Source organism: Putridiphycobacter roseus, assembly GCF_003234935.1.
GTDB classification, from domain to species: domain Bacteria; phylum Bacteroidota; class Bacteroidia; order Flavobacteriales_D; family Crocinitomicaceae; genus Putridiphycobacter; species Putridiphycobacter roseus.
The window spans coordinates 14,118-37,555 of record NZ_QKSB01000003.1 but is presented as its reverse complement, the minus strand read 5'-3'; the positions used below and the strand labels follow the sequence as shown (position 1 = coordinate 37,555).

The window sequence follows — 23,438 nt, the reverse complement described above, 5'->3', positions numbered from 1 at the left end:
TTAATATACCAAGCACAGACAATTATTGTCTGTGCTTTTTTAGGTCTTATTATTTAGTCCACAAGTAATTTATTATATTCAGCGTAAATCTAAAATATACCCCATGACCACCAAAGAAGAAATTGTTAATAATTGGCTACCAAGATACACAGGTAGAGCTTTGGTTGACTTTGAACCATATATTTTACTGACTAACTTTAAAGGATATTTAGATGAATTTGCAGCATTATATGATGCCAAAATCATAGGAAGAGATAAGGTAATGCCTAGTGTTTCTGCTAATGGAATAACCCTCATTAATTTCACAATGGGAAGTGCTAATGCAGCTACCATTATGGATTTATTAAGTGCAATTGAGCCTAAAGCTTGCTTATTTCTCGGTAAATGTGGAGGTTTAAAAAGAAAAACTGAAATTGGAGATTTAATTTTACCGATTGCGGCAATTAGAGGAGAAGGAACCTCAAATGATTACTTTCCACCTGAAGTACCTGCCCTACCCGCTTTTACTTTACAAAGAGCCGTTTCTACAGCTATTCGCGAACATAAAAAAGATTATTGGACTGGTACAGTTTACACTTCCAATAGAAGAGTTTGGGAACATGACGAGAACTTCAAAGATTATTTAAGAAAAACACGTGCCATGGCAATTGACATGGAGACAGCAACTTTATTTATCACTGGATTTGCAAATAAAATACCTACTGGCGCTTTGCTATTAGTTTCTGACCAACCCATGATTGCAGCAGGGGTAAAAACAGAAGCAAGTGATAAAAAAGTAAGTTCTGACTTTATGAAAATGCACATTTCAATTGGAGTAGATGCTTTATTAGAGATTAAAACCAATGGAACTTCCGTAAAGCACTTAAAATTTCCTTATTCCGAAGAGTAAAGTCAACTTTAAATAATAAATAAAGTAATTTTAATAAGACTTTTGAATATGGTTGGTTTTCGCTAATAGAAAATGGTCGAGTAAAACCAATGCGGCCATGGCTTCAACAATTGGCACAGCGCGTGGAACCACACAGGGATCATGTCTTCCTTTTCCATCTAAAACCACCTTCTCTCCCAATTTATTTACAGAGTCTTGTTGCTGAAGAATAGTCGCAACGGGTTTAAAGCCGACATTAAAATAAATATCTTGTCCATTAGATATCCCACCTTGAATTCCACCTGAATGATTAGTTTTAGTAAATACTTCCTCCTCTTCGATATCAAAAATATCGTTCTCGGCGCTACCATTTCGCATACAGCCAGCGAAACCAGAACCCAATTCAAATCCTTTAACAGCATTAATTCCAAACATGGCTCCTGCAAGACTTGCGCTTAACTTATTATAAATGGGTTCTCCTAAACCTATTGGAGATCCTTTAATCACACAAGTAACTATACCGCCGATACTGTCCCCATTTTTTTTTGTTTTCGCAATAAGGTCAATCATTTTATTGGCAATTATATCATCCGGACAACGAACCAAATTATTTTCCGCATTTGCAATATTGTATATAGAATAATCGGCTGGTGTTTTTATTTCGCCAACAGCACTGACATAAGCTTCAATTTTCACTTGATACTTGGCTAATATTTGCTTAGCTATGGCGCCACCTACCACTCTACAAGCAGTTTCCCTAGCACTACTTCTTCCTCCCCCTCTATAGTCTCGGTGACCATATTTTTTTTCATAAACAAAGTCTGCATGAGAAGGACGGAAATTATCTTTTAAATGACTGTAATCCTTTGATTTTTGGTCTTCATTTTTAATCGTAAAACCAATAGGAGTACCAGTGGTCATACCATCAAAAATACCTGACAGAATTTCTACCTGATCAGACTCTTTTCTTTGGGTTACCAGTTTAGATTGTCCGGGTTTTCTTCTATCCAAATCTCTTTGGATTTGTTTAATATCCATAGGAATACCTGCTGGACAACCATCTAAAACACCACCAATGGCTAAGCCATGCGACTCGCCAAAAGTGGTTAACTTTAATATGTTGCCAAAGGTATTACTCATGAGTTATGCACCAATAGTTAGTTTACAGTTTTCAAGAATATGACGTACCTCTTTTAAAGTAGGTGCTTCAGCATAAGTTCTTAGAACAGGCTCAGTACCAGAAGGACGAATCATTAACCATCTATTTTCATCAAAATGGTATTTATAACCATCCATGTCTTCTATTCTTTCGACTTTATATTTTCCGAAAAAGTTATATTTTCCTGTTTTACATTTTTCAACAATCACTTCTTTCAATTCATTGTCTATGTGTAAATCAGATCTTTCAAAAGCAAATTCACCTACAATTTCATACACTTCTTGGATTAAAGTATCTAAGCTTTTTCCTGACTTTGCCATGAACTCCCAAATAGTCAAACCAATCCAAATCCCATCTCTTTCAGGAATATGTGTTTTAATAGCAATTCCACCACTTTCTTCTCCACCTAATAAAACATCTTCATTTTCATCCGCCATTATTCCGGCAATATATTTAAAACCGATTGGCACTTCAACGTGTTCAATTCCGTAATGTGCGCACATTGCTTTAATACGAGGCGTGCTACTAAAACCAGTAACCACTTTACCTGTTAATCCCTTATATTTTACCAAGTAATGAATCAACAATAAAATAATATGATGAGAATCTACAAACTCACCATTGGCATCATATAAGCCAATTCTATCTGCATCTCCATCCGTTGCTAAGGCACAATCAATATTCCCTTTAGATTTTATAAATTCGGACAACTCTGTTAAATTCTTAGCAATAGGTTCCGGAGCTTGTCCCATAAAAGATGGGTTATAATCGCAATGTAAAAAATCTAAATCCGGTAAAATTCTTTTGATCACACTTTGGCCAGCACCATACATAGCGTCGTAAGCCAGCTTTAAGCCAGACGACTTAATAGCTTCTAAATCAAATTCTTTATTGACAGCATCTAAATACTCTTGCTCCATGTCGATATACTTCAACAAATCTTCAAATTTACGGTCTGTAATTTTGATTGCTGCAAGATCGACAGAATTTGCATCTGGAATTAAAACTTCAATTTCCGCCACTTCATTGGGCAATAAAGGACCACCAAAATTTCCTTTTAATTTGTACCCATTGTAAGAAGGGGGATTATGACTAGCTGTGATCACCACCCCCAGAGAGGCGCTATGGTTTAATGTGGACAAAGAAACCATAGGCGTAGATACAAATCCTTTTTTAGTTGTGATTACCTTAATATTTTGGCTAATAAAAATTTTAAGTGCCGTTTCAACGAATAAAGCGCCACCAAATCTACAATCATGCCCAATTACAATTGAAGGTTTATCAAAGTTGCTCTTTAACCAAGAAGCAACACCTAAGGATACCCTTGCTACATTATCTACCGTATATTCTTGTGCAATAATTGCACGCCATCCATCTGTTCCAAATTTAATTTTAGTCATTCTTTTGTTTTAATTATTTTATACTGTCCAATCGACAAATATTTTCAATTCAATTTCATCCTGCGAAACCATAATGGAATCTGGATATTTATTTAATTCATTATTAGCTTCGTGCATGTACGCATCAAAGTCTAGTGGAATAATCCCCATAGATTCTACCGTAAAATCATCTGCCTCATACACTTTAAAATATACTACTCCTTCATTTTTATTAAATCCAATTGGCAAAGGAAAAATCCAAGATACCACATCATTTACATCTACAAGCTCAGCTGTTTGATACTTCACAACATCCATTGAATCTGTATAACGTATAAAAATATCAGCAGGACTATCCGCATCCCAAGGCTCGTTATTTAAATCCATCTTTGGAAAATTGGATAATTCAATTTTAGAGATATTACCTTTTGTATAATAGATACAAGAGCCATCTTGCTTTTCGGCGCTAGGACTATAATTAATCGCATATATAGTTTGACACCCTTTTTTTTGACAGGCAGTAAACACAAATGAAAGTATTACGATATATAGGAATAGCTTCATAAATTACATTTGATTAGGTACATTTATCCCCAATAAATGCATGCTTTTTTTAATGGTGTCTCCTACATTTTTACTTAAATTAAGTCTTAGGTTTATTTTTTCATCATCAGACTCCTTAAAGATGCTCACACTTTGATAAAAAGAATTATACAATTTAACCAATTCATAAGTGTAATTAGCAATTAAAGCTGGACTTAATTCAGTTCCTGCTTCTTTGATCACTTGTGGGAAATCGATTAATAATTTAATTATTTCGCGTTCTGAATCATGTAATTCCACGGTTTTTAAAACAGGTTTTACCTTAAAATCAGATTTTAATAAGGAGTTAATTCTTGCAAAAGCATATTGAATAAACGGACCAGTATTACCATTTAGATCTACAGACTCTTCGGGGTTAAACAACATGCGTTTTTTTGGATCGACTTTTAATAAATAATATTTTAGTCCACCCATACCAATTGTTTGGTACAAGTTATTTTTATCGGTATCAGACATGCCCTCTAAATGACCTCTTTCTTGAGAACCTGCTTTTGCTTTATCTACCACTTCTTGCATTAAATCATCTGCATCCACCACAGTACCTTCTCTTGACTTCATTTTACCTGTAGGTAAGTCTACCATACCGTAGGACAAGTGAAAACAATTTTCCGCCCAAGCGTAACCCAATTTCTTTAAGATTAAAAATAACACTTTAAAGTGATAGTCTTGTTCGTTACCCACTGTATAAGTAATCCCATTCAACTTTGGGTAATCAAGAAATCTTTGGCTTGCTGTACCCATATCTTGGGTCATGTAGACAGCTGTTCCGTCTCCACGTAAGACCAATTTTTCATCCAAACCATCATCTGTTAAATCAATCCAAATAGAACCGTCATCTTTTTGGAAAAAAATCCCTTTCTTCAATCCATCCTCCACTAAATCCTTTCCTGTAAGATAAGTTTCTGATTCGTAATACAACTTGTCAAAATCTACTCCCATGGCTTGGTAAGTACTTTCGAACCCATCATAGACCCATCCATTTAATGTCGACCACAATTTGTATACTGCAGGATCTTTTTGTTCCCACTTCAACAACATATCCTGTGCAGACTTCATGATGGCTGTTTGATTTTTTGCTAATTCACTCAACTTGTCAAAAATACCTGCTTGCGCTGATTCGTCATTATTTTGATATGCGGAAATCAACTTTAAGATTGCTTCGTCTAAATTTTGGTCATCATTTGTTTCGGCAACCCATGCGTTGACTAGCGCTTTCGTCTCTTTCTTTAATTCTTGGTCAAAGCGAACATAATATTTACCAACTAACTTATCTCCTTTTAATCCTGTACTCTCTGGTGTTTCACCATTGCCAAATTGTTCCCACGCCAACATACTCTTGCAAATATGAATACCCCTATCGTTTACAATTTGAGTCTTTACAACCTCAAAACCATTGGCTTTTAATATTTCAGCTACCGAATAACCCAAGAAATTATTTCTTAAATGACCAAGGTGCAAAGGTTTATTTGTATTTGGAGAAGAATATTCCACCATATAAAGCTTTCCATTACTCGGTGAAAACCCATAATTTACTGTTTCGCTAATGGTATTTAGCTGATCTACCCAAAAAGTATCTACAATGGAAAGGTTCAAAAATCCTTTAACCACATTGTACGCACTCACAAGGTCAGAGTTTTCCAATAAAAAAGCGCCCAATTTTTCACCAGTGATATGTGGTGCTTCCTTAGAAAATTTTACAATTGGAAAAGTCACTAACGTAATATCTCCATCAAATTCTTTTTTAGTTTTTTGAAACTGGATTAAATTCTCATTAAACGTCTGATTGTACAATGCTTGAACACCGGATTGAACAGTTCCTAATAATATTTTCTCTAAACTCATTGGCTTGTTTGGCAAATTTTTTTATAAAAATAGTAAATCCACCTACATTAACAATATTTAAAAGCCTTAAAATTCAGCATACCCCAATGCTTTAACAATCCGTTTAAAATTATTTAAGATTCCGCGAAAACTTTTATTTAATTATTCCAGATTTGCCATGATTTTTCCGCTTGTTGGTGCAACATGGTTATTCCATTAATTGTATTTGCGCCAGCCGTCTTGGATTTATTTAAAAATAAAGTCTCTTCGGGATAATATACCAAGTCAACGCATAGATGATCTGCAGTTAAAAAACCATAAGGAATATCATGAAAATCGTTTACATTTGGCGCAGTACCAACAGGAGTGGCATTTACCAGAATATGACAAGCATTCAACATCAAGGCATTCACCTCCTCATAAGCATATTCGAATTCTCCTTTTGGATTCCTGGAAACAAATAAGACACTTGCCCCCAACTCTTCTAAAACATATTGCACGGCCTTTGAAGCGCCACCTGTACCAAATATAATAGCACGTTCGTGGTTATTTTTAAAAAAGGGTTTAATCATTTGTTTGAAACCAAATGCGTCGGTATTATAACCGACCCATTTGTCTCCAATCTTTTTAATCGTATTTACAGCACCTATTTCGGCAGCAACAGCATCCACTTCATCTAGCAGAGAAATGATTGATTCTTTATAAGGAATCGTCACATTAAAACCCGTAGCATCCGTTTTGGACAAAAGTTCCCTTACTGCTTCTATTGAAGTACATTCATAATTATCATAAGTTGCATTCAAGTTTAGTTTTTGAAACTTATCCTTGAAATACTTTTTAGAAAAAGAATAACCTAAATGCTCTCCAATTAATCCATATTGATGGATCATACTCTAAATATCCAATTGTATTTATCTTCTACTAAACCTAATTTGTACTCGTTGATATACTCCTTTAATTTATTAGAAAAGGTTCTTGTTTCAACAGCAGGCAATTTATAATCCACTCCTAAGTAACCTATTTCCGAGATAGGCGCTATGGTTGCTGCAGTACCTGCACCAAAAGCATCCGTCAATCTATTTGATTTGATTGCATCAATCACTTCATCAACTTTAATTGGTCTTTCTTCTACCTTATATCCCCAATCTCTTGCTACCTCTAAAACACTACGCTTAGTAATACCTTTTAAAATAGTATCTTTCTCTTCAGAAGGTGTAATAATTACATCATCAATCACAAAGATTACATTCATGGTTCCAGCTTCTTCAATAAAAGTATGCGTTTTAGCATCTGTCCATATTAATTGACGATACCCTTCTTCCAAACCTTTTTTAGCTGGATATAAGGAAGCTGCATAATTTCCTGCTGCTTTCGCTCTACCTACACCACCTTCAGCAGCTCTGGTATACTCCATTTCAATCTTCACCTTTACTGGTTCAGAATAATAAGCCCCAACAGGTGAACAGATAATTAAAAACTTATAATTGTCAGATGCTTTAATTCCAACATATTCATCTGTTGCAATCATAAACGGTCTGATGTATAAAGATTGTCCTTCTGCACTAGGTACCCAAGCACTATTTTGCTTTAACACAGCTCTCATTCCTTCCAAAAACATTTCTTCAGGAACAGGTTGCATGCACATTCTGATTGCAGACTCATTAAATCTCTTCGCGTTCATATCTGGACGGAATACCAATATTTCGTCCGCTTCATTCTTCGTGGCTTTTAACCCTTCAAAAATTGCTTGTCCATAGTGTAAAGCGGAAGTTGCCGGATGAATCGATAAATTTCTAAAAGGAACAACTGTTGCTTGTTGCCAAGCACCATCTTTATAATCCATTTCAAACATATAATCTGCAAAGTGTTTTCCAAAAGGCAAATTATTAAAATCTACTTCACTTATTCTTGAAGTTTCGATTTCTGTTATTTTTATATTATTTGAGGTTGATATCATTTTGATTATTTAGTTTTGCAAATGTAAGTAATTAACCACATTTTATCAAATCAAAAATCGTCAAATATTACGAATACTATTTGAACGGTTTTTTTTAATTAATTTAGCTTTATAATATTCTTAATCAAACGCTTCAACTTGGACCAAAATTTACAAAACATATTAAATCAATATTGGGGGCATACTACTTTCCGACCAAAGCAATTGGAAATTATACAAGCTGTTTTAAAAAAACAAGACACATTAGCCTTATTACCAACAGGCGGCGGTAAATCTATTTGCTTTCAACTACCAGCTTTGGTTCAAGATGGTATTTGCATTGTTATCAGTCCACTTATTGCTTTGATGTATGATCAAGTAAAAAATTTAAAAAAAAGGGGAATTAAAGCATTGATGTTACACAGCGGCATGTCGACTAGAGAAATTGATATCACTTTAGATAATGCGGTCTATGGTGATTTTAAGTTTTTATATGTCGCACCCGAAAGATTAAAAACGACCTTATTTATTGAACGTTTTAAAAAAATGAATGTCAGTTTTGTAGCGGTAGATGAAGCCCATTGTATTTCGCAGTGGGGATATGACTTTAGACCTGCATATTTGGAAATAGCGACTTTAAGAACATGGAAGCCCAAACTTCATTTCCTTGCTTTAACTGCTACAGCCACAACGAAAGTCGTAGAAGATATTCAAACCCAACTACAATTTAAGCAACCACACCTCATAAAAAACTCATTTAAAAGAGCTAACCTGACCTATATCCGATATGAAACAGAGAATAAATTAGACTTTATCATTAGGTTTTGTAAAAACAACACAGCAACTGGCATTATTTACTGCAACACAAGACGAGACACTAAAACCCTCTACCAGCACCTAAACAACCAAGGAATAAACGCTGGATACTATCATGCTGGCTTATCCAAAGAAGAAAGGGAGCAAAAGCAAAACGATTGGATGAGCGGTAAATTAAAAATTATTATATCTACCAATGCCTTTGGTATGGGAATAGACAAAGCTGATGTTCGTTATGTCCTACACTATGGCGTACCGTTTACTATAGAAAGTTACTTCCAAGAGGTTGGGCGTGCAGGAAGAGACCTAAAACCTGCACAAGGCATTTTATTATTTAACCAGAAAGACATTCTTGAATTAAAATCAAACCTAGCCTTAAAATACCCCGAAATTAGCTTTATCAGAGAAGTGTATTTCTCATTAGGAAACCATTTACAAATTGCAATTGGTGCTGGAGAAAAAGAAACTTACCCTTTAAATTTAGCTGATTTTTCTAACAAATACAACTTAAATCTTTACAGTACATATGCTGCTTTAAAAATTTTAGAATCAGTAGAGTTAATTCAATTAAATGAATTTAGTTTTTTGCCAAGTAGGTTAAAAATTCTAGTACAAAAAATTGACCTCTATCAATACCAAGTTAAAGACAAGGTTTTGAATTTAATTATACAATTTTTACTCCGATCTCACATTGGACTATTTGATGATTATCTCACCATCAATGAAACAGTAATTGCAAAAAAAATTAGTATATCAACAAAGACTTTAATCGAGAAGCTCCACTTTTTAATGCAACAACAAGTGATTGATTATATTCACAGCTCTAAAGGTCAACAGGTCTTTTATATCAAAGAGCGGTTGGCAGATCAAAACTTTAGCATCCCCAGTAAGTTCTATCATCAAAAAAAAGAAGAAGCTCAAGATAAACTGGATGCCATTTTAGGGTTTTTAAAAACAAAACAATGCACCCAAGTTTATTTGCTAGAATATTTTGGGGAAGAAATTACTGAAAATTGTAACCAATGCAATAGTTGTACGAAAAATCCTTTCCTAGTATCCAGTACAGTAAAAGAAGAGATATTGGCTTTTTGTTTAGAAGAATTAAAAGATAAACAAGCGGTTGAAATTGACTCTATACTTCAGAAATACAAGGATATAAACACAGCATCAGTATTAAATACATTGCGTTGGTTATCGGAGTTTAAGCATTTTGAAATTGACTTAGAAGGAAGAGTCCTTTCAAAATAAAAGCTTATCCTCCTATTCAACTAACATCAGGCTGTTAAAACAATTCAAAAGTATTCTAATTACTAGCGTCAATTTTGAATAATTTAGCGGTTCAAACTGTACAAGCAACAATGCCTAAAAAGTCAAATTCTTATTCAAAAGTAAAAAAAAGTTCAAATACAACTAAAAATAGTAAGTCATCTAAAAGTAAATCCGTGAATTTACTTAAGCCGATAAAAGATTTATTTTCTGGCGATAGAAAAAAACTTAGATTATCAGTTGGCGGGATATTTTTTCTGGTTGGTATTTACCAATTATTTGCTTTTCTTTCCTATTTATTCACCTGGAAAACAGACCAAGATAAAATTGTTTCTAATTCCTTATGGGATTTAATTTTCGTGAATAAAGAAATTGATATTGATAACCATTTAGGAAAACTAGGCGCTTGGACTTCTCATTTATTTTTCTACGATTGGTTTGGTATACCCTCTTTTATTTTCCCTTTCTTATTCTTTGTTTTTGGATTATACTTGCTATCGAAGTATGCTATTTTGCCATTGGGAAAGACATTAGGAGTTTCTCTTGTTGGTTTAATTGTACTTTCCTTAGTATTCGGCTTTTTTAATAGTGCCGATTCTTTTCCATATGGCGGTTCCTTTGGTTTTCAATTTAATAATTGGTTAAAATCCGCTGTAGGCTCTATTGGTGCTGCATTGTTTTTAATTTTAATCATATTCATCACAGTAGTAGTATTATTCAATCCAAACTTTAAAGCATTAATTACTTTCTTTCATTTAGACGAATTATTCCATAAAAAAGAAAAATTAGCACCGGAAACAGAGGAAGAAGATCAATCTAATCTGATTATCAATGATATTATTGCTGTAAATCCTATTAAAGAGGACGAGATTGAAAAAGATCAATTAAGCGAGCCGGTAAGTTTTGAAGAAACAATAGTAGAAGAAATAGTTAAAGAAGCACCTAAAGTGAAAGCCGTAATTTCGGATGATTTTGAAATTGAGCATAACCAAGATGAGCCAATTGCTATAATAGAGAGTACTACCGAAGTGCCAACTGAAAATAAGGAAGAGGAAGATTTTCAAATTGAAATAAAAGAAGAAGAAATTTTAGCGGATAAAGAAATTGATGATAAACTAAAAGAATTTGGTGAATATGACCCAAAATTAGACTTATCCGCTTATCAATTGCCAAATATAGAGTTATTGGAAGCTTATGGTGGTAAAGCCCTAAGTATTGACAAGCAAGAGTTAGAAGAGAATAAAAATAAAATTGTTGAAGTTTTAGGTCATTATAAAATTGAAATTTCAAAAATTAAAGCGACCGTTGGACCAACAGTTACCCTTTATGAAATTGTTCCTGCACCGGGTATTCGTATATCGAAAATTAAAAATTTATCAGATGATATTGCTTTAAGTTTAGCGGCGTTGGGTATTCGAATTATTGCACCTATTCCCGGAAAAGGAACTATAGGTATTGAAGTTCCAAATTCTAAGCCTGACATTGTTTCCATGCGTACCATGATTGCATCCGAAAAATTCCAAAATTCAGACATGGAATTACCGGTGGTTTTGGGTAAGACAATTTCTAACGAAACTTTTATTTTTGATTTAGCCAAGGCTCCTCACCTATTAGTAGCCGGTGCTACTGGTCAAGGTAAATCGGTAGGACTAAATGCAATATTAGTCTCTATACTATATAAAAAACACCCTGCGCAAGTGAAATTTGTCATGGTGGATCCCAAAAAAGTGGAATTGACTCTATACAATAAAATTGAAAGACATTTCTTGGCTAAACTACCTGATACTGACGAGGCGATTATTACGGACACCGGAAAAGTAGTGAACACCATGAATTCCTTATGTATTGAAATGGATGATCGATACGAGCTTTTAAAAATGGCCCAAGTAAGAAACTTAAAAGAGTACAATACGAAGTTTATTGCTAGAAAATTAAACCCTGAAAAAGGTCACCGTTTTTTACCTTATATCGTAGTCGTAATTGATGAGTTTGCAGATTTAATTATGACTGCGGGAAAAGAGATTGAACATCCTATTGCGCGACTAGCTCAACTTGCCCGTGCCATAGGTATTCACCTTATTGTTGCAACACAAAGGCCTTCTGTGAATGTAATCACCGGTATGATTAAAGCTAACTTCCCTGCAAGGATAGCATTTAAAGTTTCTTCAGGAATAGACTCTAAAACTATTCTTGATTCCACGGGTGCAGATCAATTAATTGGTAGAGGGGATATGCTTATCTCCTTCGGGAATGATTTAACTAGGGTTCAATGTGCTTTTGTAGATACACCAGAAGTAGAAAGAATATGTGATTTTATTGGTAACCAAAGGGCTTATCCAAGCGCCTTGATGTTACCAGAATATGTAGGAGAAAATGAAGAGGGTGGCAATAAAGATATTGATATTGACGAAAGGGATGATTTGTTTAGAACTGCTGCTGAAATATTAGTAACACACCAACAAGGTTCCGCTTCCTTACTTCAAAGGAAATTAAAAATAGGATATAACAGAGCCGGTAGAATCATTGATCAAATGGAAGCACTAGGTGTAATAGGACCATTTAAAGGCAGTAAAGCAAGAGAAGTACTGATAAGTGACTTGGTCGCACTAGAACATTTCTTAAATAATTTAGATTAATAATTAATATTACTTTAATATTTAATAATTTTGGCACAGTTATAGTATAGCTATAATTGCGTAAACAAAAAACACTATGAAAACATTAATATTAGGAATGGTTGCTTTAGTCGGATTCGGTCTAAACAGCTACAGTCAAACGGATACAAAAGCAAAAGCAATTTTAGATAAAGTAAGTGCAGTAACCAAAACTTATAAAACCATTAAGCTAACTTACAGTTTGAGTATTGTATCTCCAGAAGGAGCACCGATTACTCAAAAAGGGGACGCATATTTAAAGGGAGATAAATATTTAATCACCACCAACGAGCAAGAAATCCTTTCGAATGGTGAAAAAGTATGGACTTATTTAAAATCAGACAATGAATGTTATGAAAGAGATGCTGAAGACGAGGAAGATGAAGTTTTAAAACCTAGCAAATTAATCACGATTTGGGAAGATGGATTTACTTTTAAATACAGTAAAGAATCTACCTTTAAAGGGAAAAAAGTACATGAAATTTACTTATACCCAAAAGATAAGAAAAATAGTAAATACCATACAATTGTCTTATTGATTGACGCCAACAAAAACGAAGTAGTAAACGTGCACATTAAAGGTAAAGATGGTTCGCACACAAAATATACTTTAGGTTCATTTGAAACAAATATTAACATTTCAGATAGTAAATTTGAATTTGTTAAAGCTAAACATCCTGGTGTAACCTTGATTAAAGAGTAAATAATAAAATACTTGTTAAAACCAAAAAGCCTCGACTATAAATGTCGGGGCTTTTTTTGTACCCTACTTTGTACAAGAATTGGGTTGCAATCTGTTCAAAGTATTCATGGTTAATGATTGTACTACTACATTCTTTAGTCACGACTAGATTGTTAAAAAGCTACATGGTATGGGTAACATAACTAAGCCAACACTTCATTTGAGACATGGATGACCATATACCTTACTTGGTGATGTAACCTAAGGTTATTCCTTAATAGATTCTTTTATTTACCGAGTCACAACTTCTACTGCAAATAAAAATGGAAGCGACTCCCAAAAAAAGAGCATAAAAAAACCTCGGCAATAATTTACCGAGGTTCTTTTTAAAATTTTCTGTTTAATTATTTATCCACGAAAGTGTATCGAATACCTAAACTTAAAATGTTTTTAATTTGTGCTAATGCAACAGGAGTTCCTAAGTTAGAACCGTCGTCATTTAACTGTTGAATTTTAATATCATCATCATAAATCACGGTTGAACTCCAGCTTGCAGATAACCATTTATTAATTTTAAAATCAAATAAAACCTCCGCATTAATATCAATATTTTGCGGATTATTTAAGTAATTGGAGAACATTTCCAAACGACCTTTAAAAGTAACGTTATGCATGATTTTGTCCGTATAAAGCATTTTTATAAAAGCACCATACTCTGCTCTAAATACTTCACCAACTTCTACACCAAAGGCACCAGCTTGAGACAATGTAAAGTCATTTACAAAAGTCATTTTTGCTGTTAATGGAGAAACTAATACTTGAAATTTATCATTTGGGTGATAATCTAGTCCTAAGGCAATCGTTAAATAACCAGGAGCCATAAATTTGGATAGAATATTTCCATCTGCCGCAGTAGAAAGGTCAAATTGTGATTTATAATCTACCAATAGGGCTAAATCCAATGGTTTATAAATGTTATAACCAAATTTAGAAAACAATGCAATTACATCATCTGTTTTTGCCCAAGGATTTCTTAAAATTCTATTTTGTCCGTAAGCCAAATTCAATCCATTTTCCCAACGGTATTTATCTTTTTTCCAATTGGCTTGTGCATCAAACAATGCGATCCAAGAAATAGTGTTTTGTCCACCTGCGTTCCAGTTCTTAAAAGAGGCATGCGTCCCGTTTAAGCCACCGACTGCTTTAAACGTCCAATCTGTAGGCGTTTCTTCCGTGTCTTGTCCAAGACTCGAAAAAACAGCACCTAAAAAGGCTGTTGCTAAAATAATTTTTTTCATAGTGTTAATGTTTGTTAAGACTGCAAATATATGGGATATAATTTTTATAATTAAATGTCGAATACAATTTTTTACAACTTTAAATGGTCAATTGCCTTTTAATTACATCAGCCACCCGAAAAGAGTTCGCATAAATGGTCCAGGTATAAGGAACAGAGCCACCTGTAGGCATGAAACTGGCATCCGCAACATATAAATTATCACAATCGTGTACTTTACAATTTTTATCCAGTACACTTTCTTTTGGATCTTCCCCAAATCTACAACCTCCTGCCACTAAATTTGGTGAAGGCGTACTGCTTATTCCTGTGCTGATATTTTTAGCGCCTATATTTACTAAAATTTTCTCCGCTTTATCTGCCAAAAACCTCGCAACGATTAGATCATGGGGATGATATCCAATTTTAACTTTTGCAACAGGGTCTCCCCATTTGTCTTTTTCCGTTTCCGAAAGTGACACCATGCAATTGTCGGTTGGGAGCCAATCGTTAAATATTTCAAATTTTATTTTTCTTTGATCTAGGAAATAGTCTTGAATGTTTTCTTTCAGTTTACTACCATATACTAATCCATTATCCCCCCATTTTTGGCGCATCAATTTAGGCATTGGATTAGCATGTTCAAAAACAAAGTCTACTGTTCCTCCTTTTACTTTACCATTAAAAGCGGGGTCATCAATTTCATACCAATGTTGTATTGCTCTATTCACCCATAGACCAGGTGTTTTAATTTTAGCAATGGTTTCTTTAGAGAAGTCTTTATCGAATAAATTGCCACTGCCAATACCACCAGCTGAAAAAATTATATTTTTTCCTACCTGTGCATACTGGTTACCAATACCGTTTGGATGTAATTTACCTCGACTCATTAATAATAATCGACTACTTTCAATGGCTTGTGCTGCTACTACAAAAATATCAGCCTCTATTGATTTTTTCTCGTCTTTTAAATAATAATGAGCCTTTGCTACTTTTCCTGTACCGTCAGTTTCCAATCTATACACTTTTGCATTTGGAATTAAAGTACAGTTTCCTGTAGCCATGGCAGGATAAATTAAAGCTACTCTACTGCTACTTTTTGCATTAGATGAACAACCGTAGCTACCACAAAAATTGGAATAATAGCAAGCGTTTCTATTGGTTGTAGTTTTGGAAATAATACCTCTCGCTACCGACACCATAGAATAACCTTCAGCCAATGCGGCCTTATCCAACCACTCGCTAATTAAGTTTGTTTTTAAAGGCGGGTAAGGAAAATCTTTAGTGGACCTTGGTTCTTGGGTAGAATGTGGTCTCACCTCTCCAGAAACACCGACTACCTCCTCTACTTTTGCGTAGTATGGTTCTAAGGTATTATAGTCTATTGGCCAATCTGCCACATTAGCCCCCTCAATTTTACCATAAGTAGATAATAATTTGAAATCATTTGGCTTCAATCGGTGAAAATAAGCACTCATCAAATTAGAAGAGCCACCAACCATATTGCCATTCCAATAAGTTCGACCTGTAGCTTTAGTAGTCGCCAATTTCCATTTTTTTTGACTTTTACTAAAGCTTTCAATTTCATGAAATTCATTTTGTAAATTAGAAGCATAGACATCTTTTCTACAAGCTAAATATTCATCTTTACTAAAATCACTAGTTTCTAAAGCTGGTCCTTTTTCTAATACACAGACTTTAAAACCAGCTTTTGCAAGTTCATAAATGATGGGTCCAGCTCCTGCCCCACTACCTACAATACATATATCGTATTTTTTCATAACTGATGGTTGGCGATAAAAGATGGATATAAATCATTAGGTGTAGGTCTGGGAAAACCAGGTTGGTGCTGCAACCATTTCCATCCCACTTGACCAGTATTTACAGCGTAAGCTTCATCAATCGCAATAGATTCAAAAATAAAAGACAATAACATAGAACAAAAACGTTCTCCCCAATCCTTTTTAACCATCTTTTCAACCTCCTCTTCTTGCAGCTCCATACTGAGTTGAAAAAAAGATTTCTGCTTACTGCTTAAAATGGATGATTCTAATTTATCCAAGCCTTCTATTAAAACACTTTTTGAATAACCATCACTATAAGGGTCTTTCATAGACCATAAAATATGATGAAAAGTATTTAAATCATGAATAGAAGGACCGTTACCATCATCTGGAAAAAGAATATTTAACACATTTAACAAGTTTTTATTTTGTGTGGTAGTGAATACCTCATTCTCTATAGATAGCCGCTCTAGGGTTTCTTGACAAGCGGTTAAAAAACCAAAATTTAAGACCAGGCCACCAATGGTTAATTGCTTAATAAATTTCCTTCTTTCTTTTTGCTGTTTTAGCTGAATAACCTGGTCTGTGCACATACTGACTAATAATTATTATAGGTACTATTATATTTTCAAATGTAGTATAAATTAAGCAAAAAAAGCCCCGACATTACTGTCGAGGCTTTTATTATAAGTTTTTATGCTTAAAGATTAGTGTCCACCGTCACATTTTCCTTCGTCACACTTTCCTTCTTCACATTTGTGCTCTTCCATTGCTTCTTCAGCAGTTTCTTGAATAGCTTCAACTGCATCATCAGTAGTTTCTTCTATCGTCTCAACAGCAGCTTCTGCATGCTCAGTTACAGCGTCAGTTGCATCATTTGCAGCATCTTTTGCTTCTTCACAGCTATAAAATGTCATTGTTCCAGCAGCTAATAATACTAATCCTAATTTTCTTAAGTTTAAAAAATTCTTTTTCATCATTTTGGTTTTAATAAGTTAAATAAAAAGCTTGCGCTCATAGCAAACATACGTAATAAATTTTAAAATGGTTTCAATGTTTTAATAAAATTATTGACCATATAACCTTTGTAACTTATTTCAATTGGTTAAGTTTGAATAATGAAAGCTAAAATTGCGATTATAGGCGGTGGTGCTTCTGCCTTATTCTTTGCTACCCAAATCGATACTCAAAAATTTGAGGTTCAAATATTTGAACAAAAAAAAACGCTAGGACGCAAGCTATTAGTCGCTGGTAATGGAGGGTTTAATCTTACCCACTCATCCCCTGTAAATCAGTTGGTAAAAAAGTATATTCCGGTTGAATTTCTATCCGATAAATTGGAACAATACGACAATTTATTCTTTCAACATTACTTAAAAGAATTACATATCCCAACCTTTATTGGAAGCAGTAAAAGGGTTTTTCCGGTCCCCCCTATTAAGCCTATTGAAGTATTAAATGAATTATTGAAGGTAATTAAAGAAAAGGATATTACCATTGCTAGTGCTCACAAATGGCAAGGCTGGAATGCAGACTATACAAAGCTGTTATTCAAAACTGAAAATGATCAAAAGGAAGTTGCTTTTGACATGGCAGTATTTTGCATGGGAGGAAATAGTTGGCAAAAAACAGGATCAAATGGTCATTGGTTGAATATATTCCAAAAGGCAGGCATTACATGTCATCCATTTCAATCCTCGAATTGCGAAATGCTAATCGATTGGTCGCACTCCAATATTGGCTTATTTGCAGGTACTCCTTTAAAAAATATTGCCGTTAAATCGTCTCAGCAACAAGTGAAAGGAGAACTTGTTGTTACGAAGAATGGAATGGAAGGAAATGCAATTTACGCTTTAAGTAATGACGTCAGAACATCCTTAAATACAAATGGTACTGCTTTAGTGTATTTAGACTTAAAACCAGGAATCACAATTGACAAAATTATTGAAAAACTAGCTGGGTTTAAAAATGGTAATTGGACTGCTCATGTGAAGCAACAATTAAAACTAACAAAAGTAGCCCTCGAACTTATCCGGTTTAATTCAGATAAATTTACCTATACTGATCCGGACCAATTAGCTCATTTAATAAAAAACATTCCCCTTAAAATTTATGCATTAGGACCAATAGACGCTGCTATATCAACAGTTGGTGGCGTAGCATTACAATCGGTCAATGCTCATTTTGAATTACAGCAATTACCAAATCAATTTGTAATAGGCGAAATGTTGGATTGGGATGCCCCAACAGGAGGTTACTTACTCCAAGGTTGTTTTACCATGGGTACTTATTTAGCGAATTATTTTAATAATAAGACAGTACCATAGCGTTCTTTTCTTGTGGCATTATTTTCTAAATGATAATATATTTTCCACGTATAAACACCAAGAGGCTGATCACAATCATTACCATAACAGCCATCCCAGCCATAAACAGGATCAAAAGATTGAAAAACCAGTTCCCCCCATCTATTAAAGACATTTAATTCATAGTCATAAATATCAATACCACTTTCTACAATCGGTTTAAAGCTATCATTATTTCCATTATTATCTGGTGTAAAAGCATTAGGAACATATATCAACACGCTTTCTTCGTAGAATATGGATTTACTAATTTCAGCAGAACAACTTGCATTGGATGCCACCAAATTAATGATATAAGAATCTGCCGATTTATTTTCATAAATATAAGTCGGAGATTCGGTAGTACTTGCTCCTATTCCATCACCAAAGTCCCAAGCGTAAGTGTTGGCATTTTCAGATAAGTTATTAAAATATATTTGCGGATTCGTTGGATCTATTTTTCCAGGAGAAAAGCTAAAGTCTACCTTGGGTGCAGGATACACATTAATGTAGTTACTTTTAACCAAAGTAGTGGCACAATAATTAGTCACCACACTTAAAGAAACATCATATGATCCACTGTTATAACTTTGCGTCCCTGTATTTGCATTAAAGTCAGACTGACCGTTTCCAAAATCCCAAAAATAAGTATAATTAGGGTTATAATTTAGAAGGTTAAAATTTACTTCTTTCGAAACACAACCAGCCGTATCTGCTGAAGAAAAATCAACTATTGGAGCTGGATGGATATTAATTTTAAAAGTATCTGTTATACCTATGCAACTACCATTAGCAACAGGGGTCACTTTTATATTCACAGTCAATAAACTATTTGTACCAATGGCATTAAAACTCGGAATATTTCCTGAGCCCGTAATTCCAAATCCAACATCTATACCTTCTAGCACTTCCCATGTTGCATTTGTATTAGTGGTACTATAAGCAAAAGGAGGGATTGCTAACTGTTCCAATTGACAAACATCTTCATCTGCAATAGGAATAATCATTGCACTGGTAATAAAAGTAATTGTAGCTGCATTCACCATAGTTTCTACACAACCATTGCTATCCGTAATGGTTAAATCGTAAGTATCGGGACAAACATTTTGAACCGTACTTCCCACTAAGTTCAAAGGTTGCCAAACTACGTTATACGGTGGAGTACCACCAGAAACTACAGCACTTAAGGATCCATCACAAGGACCAGTACATGTTGAATTCACGGATGTTACAACCGCAGAAATTTGTGTAGGTTCAGTAATACTAAAACTAATAGTAGAAACGCAACTAGGTCTAAGTTGACTAGTTCCAACTACAGCATAAGTTATGGGGGACAATCCACCACCAATATTTGTATTTTGACCTGTTCCAGGAGCTGGTGTCCATGCATAATCAAGCGCTGTACTCATTCCTACACTTCCAATAAATGCTTGTCCATTATCACTCCCTATACAGGAAGCATTGAATAAGGAATCCACAATAAGTTCAAAAACATCTACATTAAAATGAAGTGTATCATGCACTGGTCCACCACATGCACTTGACAAAACAGTAGAAGTACCAACAATTAAAGTAGCTTGATAAGTACCAGCTTGCGCGTAAGTATGTATTGGATTTTGAACTGTTGAAGTAAAACCATCTCCAAAATCCCATTGCCAATCCGTTGGACAAATAAAAGAGGCATCTGTAAATTCAATTTCAAAAGGTTGTGGACCGCATTGGTAGGTAGCAGCAGCAGTGACAGTTACATCACACACTTGAAAATTATCCATTGCTGCACCATAATTCTCACAAGAACCGTTCGCTGAAAGTCTAAATCTAAAGCGAACGCTAGGTTCGTTGGATAAGAGGTTGATACATTTTCTAACCGAAACCCAATCTGTTGGACCACCGGTACCAGAAGAACATCCGCCATTATTTCCACCCCAGTTATCTGGATAGTTATACCAATTTTGATCGTAACAAGTTCCAGTACCAATAGACGGGTCTAATTCAGCCCATGTTCCACCATTATTTAAACTGTATTCCATCCAAATTTCATCATTGTTATCACTTCCTTCATTTGACCAGAAAAAATTAAAACTAATGAATGGATTATTAACAGCAGAAAGATCAAACTCTGGACTCATGGCCCAAGAATTTTCATTCGTATTATAAGTAGATGTAGGTGTATTACCACCTAAAAGAATTGCTTTGCCCCCTATACTAATATCGTCCATGATTTGGAGTTTATTTGGATTCGCCCAGGTCCAAGAAGAATTTGACCCACCCATAATCCAAGGATTAGAAGTATCAAATAATTCTAAAGGAGAACATCCATTAGCATTGATTACAATTTGACTAAAAGAAGACCATTGCATCCCGAAAAGACAAAAAACAAATAGGTAAGATTTTAATAAACTAAAAAAATAATTTTTCACACAAATATTTTCACTCAACTATTTTGTAATGGTTTCAGAATGAGTTTTATTATCATTCATCTAGGTTATCAAAACAAAATTTCTGCAAATATAAAGATTTTAATATCTAACTAAGTGTTAATAAAATGTTATTTTTTTTAACCAAGTCAATAAATTTATTTGCATATTTGTGCCCTTCAATTATAGTGAGGTGGCCGAGTGGCTTAAGGCGCACGCTTGGAAAGCGTGTATACAGCAATGTATCGGGGGTTCGAATCCCTTCCTCACTGCAATCAAAAAGTCTATTTGCATTTGCAAATAGACTTTTATTTTTTGGTAGATTAATTCCCAAACGTAGTTTGAGGAATTAAAATGACAAAAAATAAAAGTACAATTGGCTTTTCGCCAATTGTAGACTTTTTGATTGCATCCTCTCCCCCTAAATGGGATCAATGAACTTATCCGAATGAAATGAGGATAAGGAATTAATCAACCAAAAACCCGAAAACACAGTTTGAGAAGATCCTCAGAACTCGAAAACGCAGTTTGAGAAAATCCCCAAATCCCGAAAAACGCAGTTTGAGAGAATCCCCAAAACTCGAAAAACGCAGTTTGAGAGAATCCCCAAAACCCCAAAACCCGAAAAACGCAGTTTGAGAGAATCCCCAAAACCCGAAAAACGCAGTTTGAGAAAATCCCCAAATCCCGAAAACGCAGTTTGAGAGAATCCCCAAAACTCGAAAAACGCAGTTTGAGAAAATCCTCAAAACCCAAAAAACGCAGTTTGAGAAAAAACCCCAACTCGAAAAACGCAGTTTGAGAAAATCCCCAAATCCCGAAAAACGCAGTTTGAGAGAATCCCCAAAACTCGAAAAACGCAGTTTGAGAAAACTCCAAAACCCGAAAAACACAGTTTGAGAAAATCCTCAAAACCCGAAAAACGCAGTTTGAGAAAACCCAAAAACTCGAAAAACGCAGTTTGAGAAAAACCCCAAAACCCGAAAACACAGTTTGAGAAAATCCTCAAAACTCGAAAAACGCAGTTTGAGAGAAACCCCAAAACTCAAAAAACGAAGTTTGAGAAAAACCAATTACTCACCTGCGCTTACCCATTCTTATGGATGAATAAGAATAAAACCTATATATTGCTATACTTATTTTAAAATCCGAATACATTTATCCCTTTCCTACGAATAATACCCCTCACATCTTTTGTAATTGAGCAATTAAAAACTAATTGTACATTGAATTTTTCAGGGGGTACTAGGAGACTATCGTTTAAAATACTCCCATAAAAATGGAAACATAATATAAACCTGTACCAATAAAAACCCAGCCAGCTATAATACGAGATACTTTTTCAATTTTTGTAATCTTATGGTAAAAGGCTCCTACTTTACCTGCAGTAAATGCAAGCAAGTAAGTAAATAAAATCACAGGTAAACCCGTACCAAAAGCAAAAATGAAAGGTAAATAGAGCCCATCTGCCGAAGCAATACTCATGGGAATTAACATGCCGAAAAATAATGCACCACTATACGGACAGAAAGCTAAAGCAAATACAACACCGATTAAAAATGAACCCAAAAGGCCTTTATCTTTAAATTTTTCAGCTAGTTTTTCTTGAAAATTTAACTTTCCCAAAAACTTAAGTTGGATTACATTGAGCATAATCAATCCAATAATAATTAATAATGGACCAAGGAACTTTTCACCATTTTGATTAAAAAACCGAGCTACATGGAACTTACTAGCACCGAAATATAATATTAATCCAATAACCGTATAGCTAAAAGCCCTCCCTAAAGAATAAAGTAATCCACTAATAAAAACCTTTCTTTTATTGGCTATATTTTTAGCAATATATGCCGTAGCTGTAATATTAGTAGCAAGTGGACAAGGACTGATAGCGGTCATTAAGCCGAGTACAAAAGCCGTTAGAATGGGGATATTATAATTCTCTAAAAGAGATTGTAAAAAATCCATCTAGATTGATTTAAGTGCTGTTTCTAATTTAGCTTTTAATGCTTTAGAAAATACTTCTTGGTCGTTACCATTCATGAACGCAAAATCAGTTAAATCAATTTGTGTTTCCTTTCCATCTTTTATTACATTCAAGACCAAAGCTGTGCCAGCGGCCTCAAATTTTATCGCCATTGCCTCATTTTCGACATCATCTACATTAATCGTTTGAAAGGTAATTCTGTTATTTGCCATTTCTTTTGAAAAATAAGTATCTAAAGTATATTTTGTATTTGCTTCAATCGCATTACAAGTCATACATCTATGGGTAGAATGAAAGTCTAATACTTCAATTTTTGAAATGTCTTTTGCAGGCGCTTGTTCTTCTATTTTTTTCGGTTCATTACAAGCTATAAATATTATCCCGAGGCTAAATAAGGTCAAAAAGTTAATCGTTTTACGCATAGTTTCAAATTTTAATATTGTTT

At 34.4% G+C, this 23,438-nt stretch carries 18 protein-coding genes and 1 tRNA gene; 6 read left to right on the top strand and 13 right to left on the bottom strand.

Annotated features, from left to right (window positions below):
• The first annotated feature begins 103 nt into the window (after positions 1-103).
• Positions 104-889 (top strand): AMP nucleosidase, encoded by a 786-nt coding sequence (locus DNU06_RS06510; protein ID WP_111062436.1) that lies wholly within the window; start codon positions 104-106, stop codon positions 887-889.
• A 30-nt stretch (positions 890-919) separates the two neighbouring features.
• On the opposite strand, the gene aroC is transcribed toward DNU06_RS06510, so the two are convergent.
• The 6 genes from aroC to DNU06_RS06480 form a co-directional block, all read right to left on the bottom strand.
• Positions 920-2,008 (bottom strand): chorismate synthase, encoded by a 1,089-nt coding sequence (gene aroC / locus DNU06_RS06505; RefSeq protein ID WP_111062435.1) that lies wholly within the window; start codon positions 2,006-2,008, stop codon positions 920-922.
• Between the two features lie 3 nt (positions 2,009-2,011).
• Positions 2,012-3,427 carry a phosphohexomutase domain-containing protein gene (locus DNU06_RS06500; protein WP_111062434.1) on the bottom strand — a complete coding sequence of 472 codons (1,416 nt, stop codon included), beginning with the start codon at positions 3,425-3,427 and terminating at the stop codon, positions 2,012-2,014.
• A gap of 18 nt (positions 3,428-3,445) precedes the next feature.
• Positions 3,446-3,970 carry a hypothetical protein gene (locus DNU06_RS06495; protein ID WP_146239168.1) on the bottom strand — a complete coding sequence of 175 codons (525 nt, stop codon included), beginning with the start codon at positions 3,968-3,970 and terminating at the stop codon, positions 3,446-3,448.
• Positions 3,971-3,973: 3 nt separating this feature from the next.
• Positions 3,974-5,851: an arginine--tRNA ligase gene (gene argS, locus DNU06_RS06490; RefSeq protein WP_111062432.1), complete on the bottom strand. Its 1,878-nt coding sequence runs from the start codon at positions 5,849-5,851 to the stop codon at positions 3,974-3,976.
• Positions 5,852-5,988: 137 nt separating this feature from the next.
• Positions 5,989-6,720, bottom strand: a complete 732-nt coding sequence (locus DNU06_RS06485) for a shikimate dehydrogenase family protein (RefSeq protein WP_233502975.1) — start codon at positions 6,718-6,720, stop codon at positions 5,989-5,991.
• On the bottom strand, positions 6,717-7,787 hold the full coding sequence (locus DNU06_RS06480; protein ID WP_111062431.1) for a branched-chain amino acid aminotransferase: 1,071 nt from the start codon (positions 7,785-7,787) through the stop codon (positions 6,717-6,719). Before DNU06_RS06480 ends, DNU06_RS06485 begins: the two co-directional genes overlap by 4 nt.
• A gap of 138 nt (positions 7,788-7,925) precedes the next feature.
• Here DNU06_RS06480 and DNU06_RS06475 point away from each other — a divergent pair, with 138 nt between their 5' ends.
• The 3 genes from DNU06_RS06475 (at position 7,926) to DNU06_RS06465 (ending at position 13,205) form a co-directional block, all read left to right on the top strand.
• Positions 7,926-9,830, top strand: coding sequence for a RecQ family ATP-dependent DNA helicase (locus tag DNU06_RS06475; protein ID WP_111062430.1), 1,905 nt, complete (start codon positions 7,926-7,928; stop codon positions 9,828-9,830).
• Positions 9,831-9,940: 110 nt separating this feature from the next.
• A complete protein-coding gene (locus DNU06_RS06470) occupies positions 9,941-12,484 on the top strand; it encodes an FtsK/SpoIIIE family DNA translocase (protein WP_111062429.1) in 2,544 nt (847 codons plus the stop codon).
• A gap of 76 nt (positions 12,485-12,560) precedes the next feature.
• Positions 12,561-13,205, top strand: coding sequence for a LolA family protein (locus tag DNU06_RS06465; protein ID WP_111062428.1), 645 nt, complete (start codon positions 12,561-12,563; stop codon positions 13,203-13,205).
• A gap of 383 nt (positions 13,206-13,588) precedes the next feature.
• Here the strand turns inward: DNU06_RS06465 and DNU06_RS06460 are convergent, their stop codons facing one another.
• The 4 genes from DNU06_RS06460 to DNU06_RS06445 all read right to left on the bottom strand — a co-directional run bounded on the left by DNU06_RS06460 (position 13,589) and on the right by DNU06_RS06445 (position 17,224).
• Positions 13,589-14,482, bottom strand: coding sequence for a DUF3078 domain-containing protein (locus DNU06_RS06460; protein WP_111062427.1), 894 nt, complete (start codon positions 14,480-14,482; stop codon positions 13,589-13,591).
• Positions 14,483-14,561: 79 nt separating this feature from the next.
• Positions 14,562-16,241, bottom strand: a complete 1,680-nt coding sequence (locus tag DNU06_RS06455; RefSeq protein WP_111062426.1) for a GMC family oxidoreductase — start codon at positions 16,239-16,241, stop codon at positions 14,562-14,564.
• Positions 16,238-16,837 (bottom strand): gluconate 2-dehydrogenase subunit 3 family protein, encoded by a 600-nt coding sequence (locus DNU06_RS06450; protein WP_111062425.1) that lies wholly within the window; start codon positions 16,835-16,837, stop codon positions 16,238-16,240. Before DNU06_RS06450 ends, DNU06_RS06455 begins: the two co-directional genes overlap by 4 nt.
• 114 nt (positions 16,838-16,951) lie before the next feature.
• Entirely contained in the window at positions 16,952-17,224 is a 273-nt protein-coding gene (locus tag DNU06_RS06445; protein WP_111062424.1) for a hypothetical protein, read from the bottom strand.
• A gap of 138 nt (positions 17,225-17,362) precedes the next feature.
• On the opposite strand from DNU06_RS06445, the gene DNU06_RS06440 reads away from it, so the two are divergent.
• A complete protein-coding gene (locus tag DNU06_RS06440) occupies positions 17,363-18,571 on the top strand; it encodes a TIGR03862 family flavoprotein (protein ID WP_111062423.1) in 1,209 nt (402 codons plus the stop codon).
• On the opposite strand, the gene DNU06_RS06435 is transcribed toward DNU06_RS06440, so the two are convergent.
• Positions 18,544-21,009 (bottom strand): PKD domain-containing protein, encoded by a 2,466-nt coding sequence (locus DNU06_RS06435; RefSeq protein ID WP_146239167.1) that lies wholly within the window; start codon positions 21,007-21,009, stop codon positions 18,544-18,546. The two genes, DNU06_RS06440 and DNU06_RS06435, sit on opposite strands and share 28 nt — an antisense overlap.
• Before the next feature lie 184 nt (positions 21,010-21,193).
• Here DNU06_RS06435 and DNU06_RS06430 point away from each other — a divergent pair.
• Positions 21,194-21,278: transfer RNA gene (locus DNU06_RS06430), tRNA-Ser, on the top strand.
• Positions 21,279-22,266: 988 nt separating this feature from the next.
• Here DNU06_RS06430 and DNU06_RS06420 read toward each other — a convergent pair.
• Together DNU06_RS06420 and DNU06_RS06415 are read right to left on the bottom strand one after the other, a co-directional pair.
• Positions 22,267-22,974 carry an aromatic aminobenezylarsenical efflux permease ArsG family transporter gene (locus DNU06_RS06420; protein ID WP_111062420.1) on the bottom strand — a complete coding sequence of 236 codons (708 nt, stop codon included), beginning with the start codon at positions 22,972-22,974 and terminating at the stop codon, positions 22,267-22,269.
• Complete coding sequence (locus tag DNU06_RS06415) at positions 22,975-23,415, bottom strand: nitrophenyl compound nitroreductase subunit ArsF family protein (RefSeq protein ID WP_111062419.1); 441 nt, start codon at positions 23,413-23,415, stop codon at positions 22,975-22,977. It abuts the gene before it with no gap.
• Positions 23,416-23,438: the final 23 nt, after the last annotated feature.

Bases quoted from the DNA above. Each gene is read 5' to 3' on its own strand.
- DNU06_RS06510 (WP_111062436.1), top strand. From the start codon at position 104: ATGACCACCAAAGAAGAAATTGTTAATAATTGGCTACCAAGATACACA.
- aroC (WP_111062435.1), bottom strand. From the start codon at position 2,008: ATGAGTAATACCTTTGGCAACATATTAAAGTTAACCACTTTTGGCGAG.
- DNU06_RS06500 (WP_111062434.1), bottom strand. From the start codon at position 3,427: ATGACTAAAATTAAATTTGGAACAGATGGATGGCGTGCAATTATTGCA.
- DNU06_RS06495 (WP_146239168.1), bottom strand. From the start codon at position 3,970: ATGAAGCTATTCCTATATATCGTAATACTTTCATTTGTGTTTACTGCC.
- argS (WP_111062432.1), bottom strand. From the start codon at position 5,851: ATGAGTTTAGAGAAAATATTATTAGGAACTGTTCAATCCGGTGTTCAA.
- DNU06_RS06485 (WP_233502975.1), bottom strand. From the start codon at position 6,720: ATGATCCATCAATATGGATTAATTGGAGAGCATTTAGGTTATTCTTTT.
- DNU06_RS06480 (WP_111062431.1), bottom strand. From the start codon at position 7,787: ATGATATCAACCTCAAATAATATAAAAATAACAGAAATCGAAACTTCA.
- DNU06_RS06470 (WP_111062429.1), top strand. From the start codon at position 9,941: ATGCCTAAAAAGTCAAATTCTTATTCAAAAGTAAAAAAAAGTTCAAAT.
- DNU06_RS06465 (WP_111062428.1), top strand. From the start codon at position 12,561: ATGAAAACATTAATATTAGGAATGGTTGCTTTAGTCGGATTCGGTCTA.
- DNU06_RS06460 (WP_111062427.1), bottom strand. From the start codon at position 14,482: ATGAAAAAAATTATTTTAGCAACAGCCTTTTTAGGTGCTGTTTTTTCG.
- DNU06_RS06455 (WP_111062426.1), bottom strand. From the start codon at position 16,241: ATGAAAAAATACGATATATGTATTGTAGGTAGTGGGGCAGGAGCTGGA.
- DNU06_RS06450 (WP_111062425.1), bottom strand. From the start codon at position 16,837: ATGTGCACAGACCAGGTTATTCAGCTAAAACAGCAAAAAGAAAGAAGG.
- DNU06_RS06445 (WP_111062424.1), bottom strand. From the start codon at position 17,224: ATGATGAAAAAGAATTTTTTAAACTTAAGAAAATTAGGATTAGTATTA.
- DNU06_RS06440 (WP_111062423.1), top strand. From the start codon at position 17,363: ATGAAAGCTAAAATTGCGATTATAGGCGGTGGTGCTTCTGCCTTATTC.
- DNU06_RS06420 (WP_111062420.1), bottom strand. From the start codon at position 22,974: ATGGATTTTTTACAATCTCTTTTAGAGAATTATAATATCCCCATTCTA.
- DNU06_RS06415 (WP_111062419.1), bottom strand. From the start codon at position 23,415: ATGCGTAAAACGATTAACTTTTTGACCTTATTTAGCCTCGGGATAATA.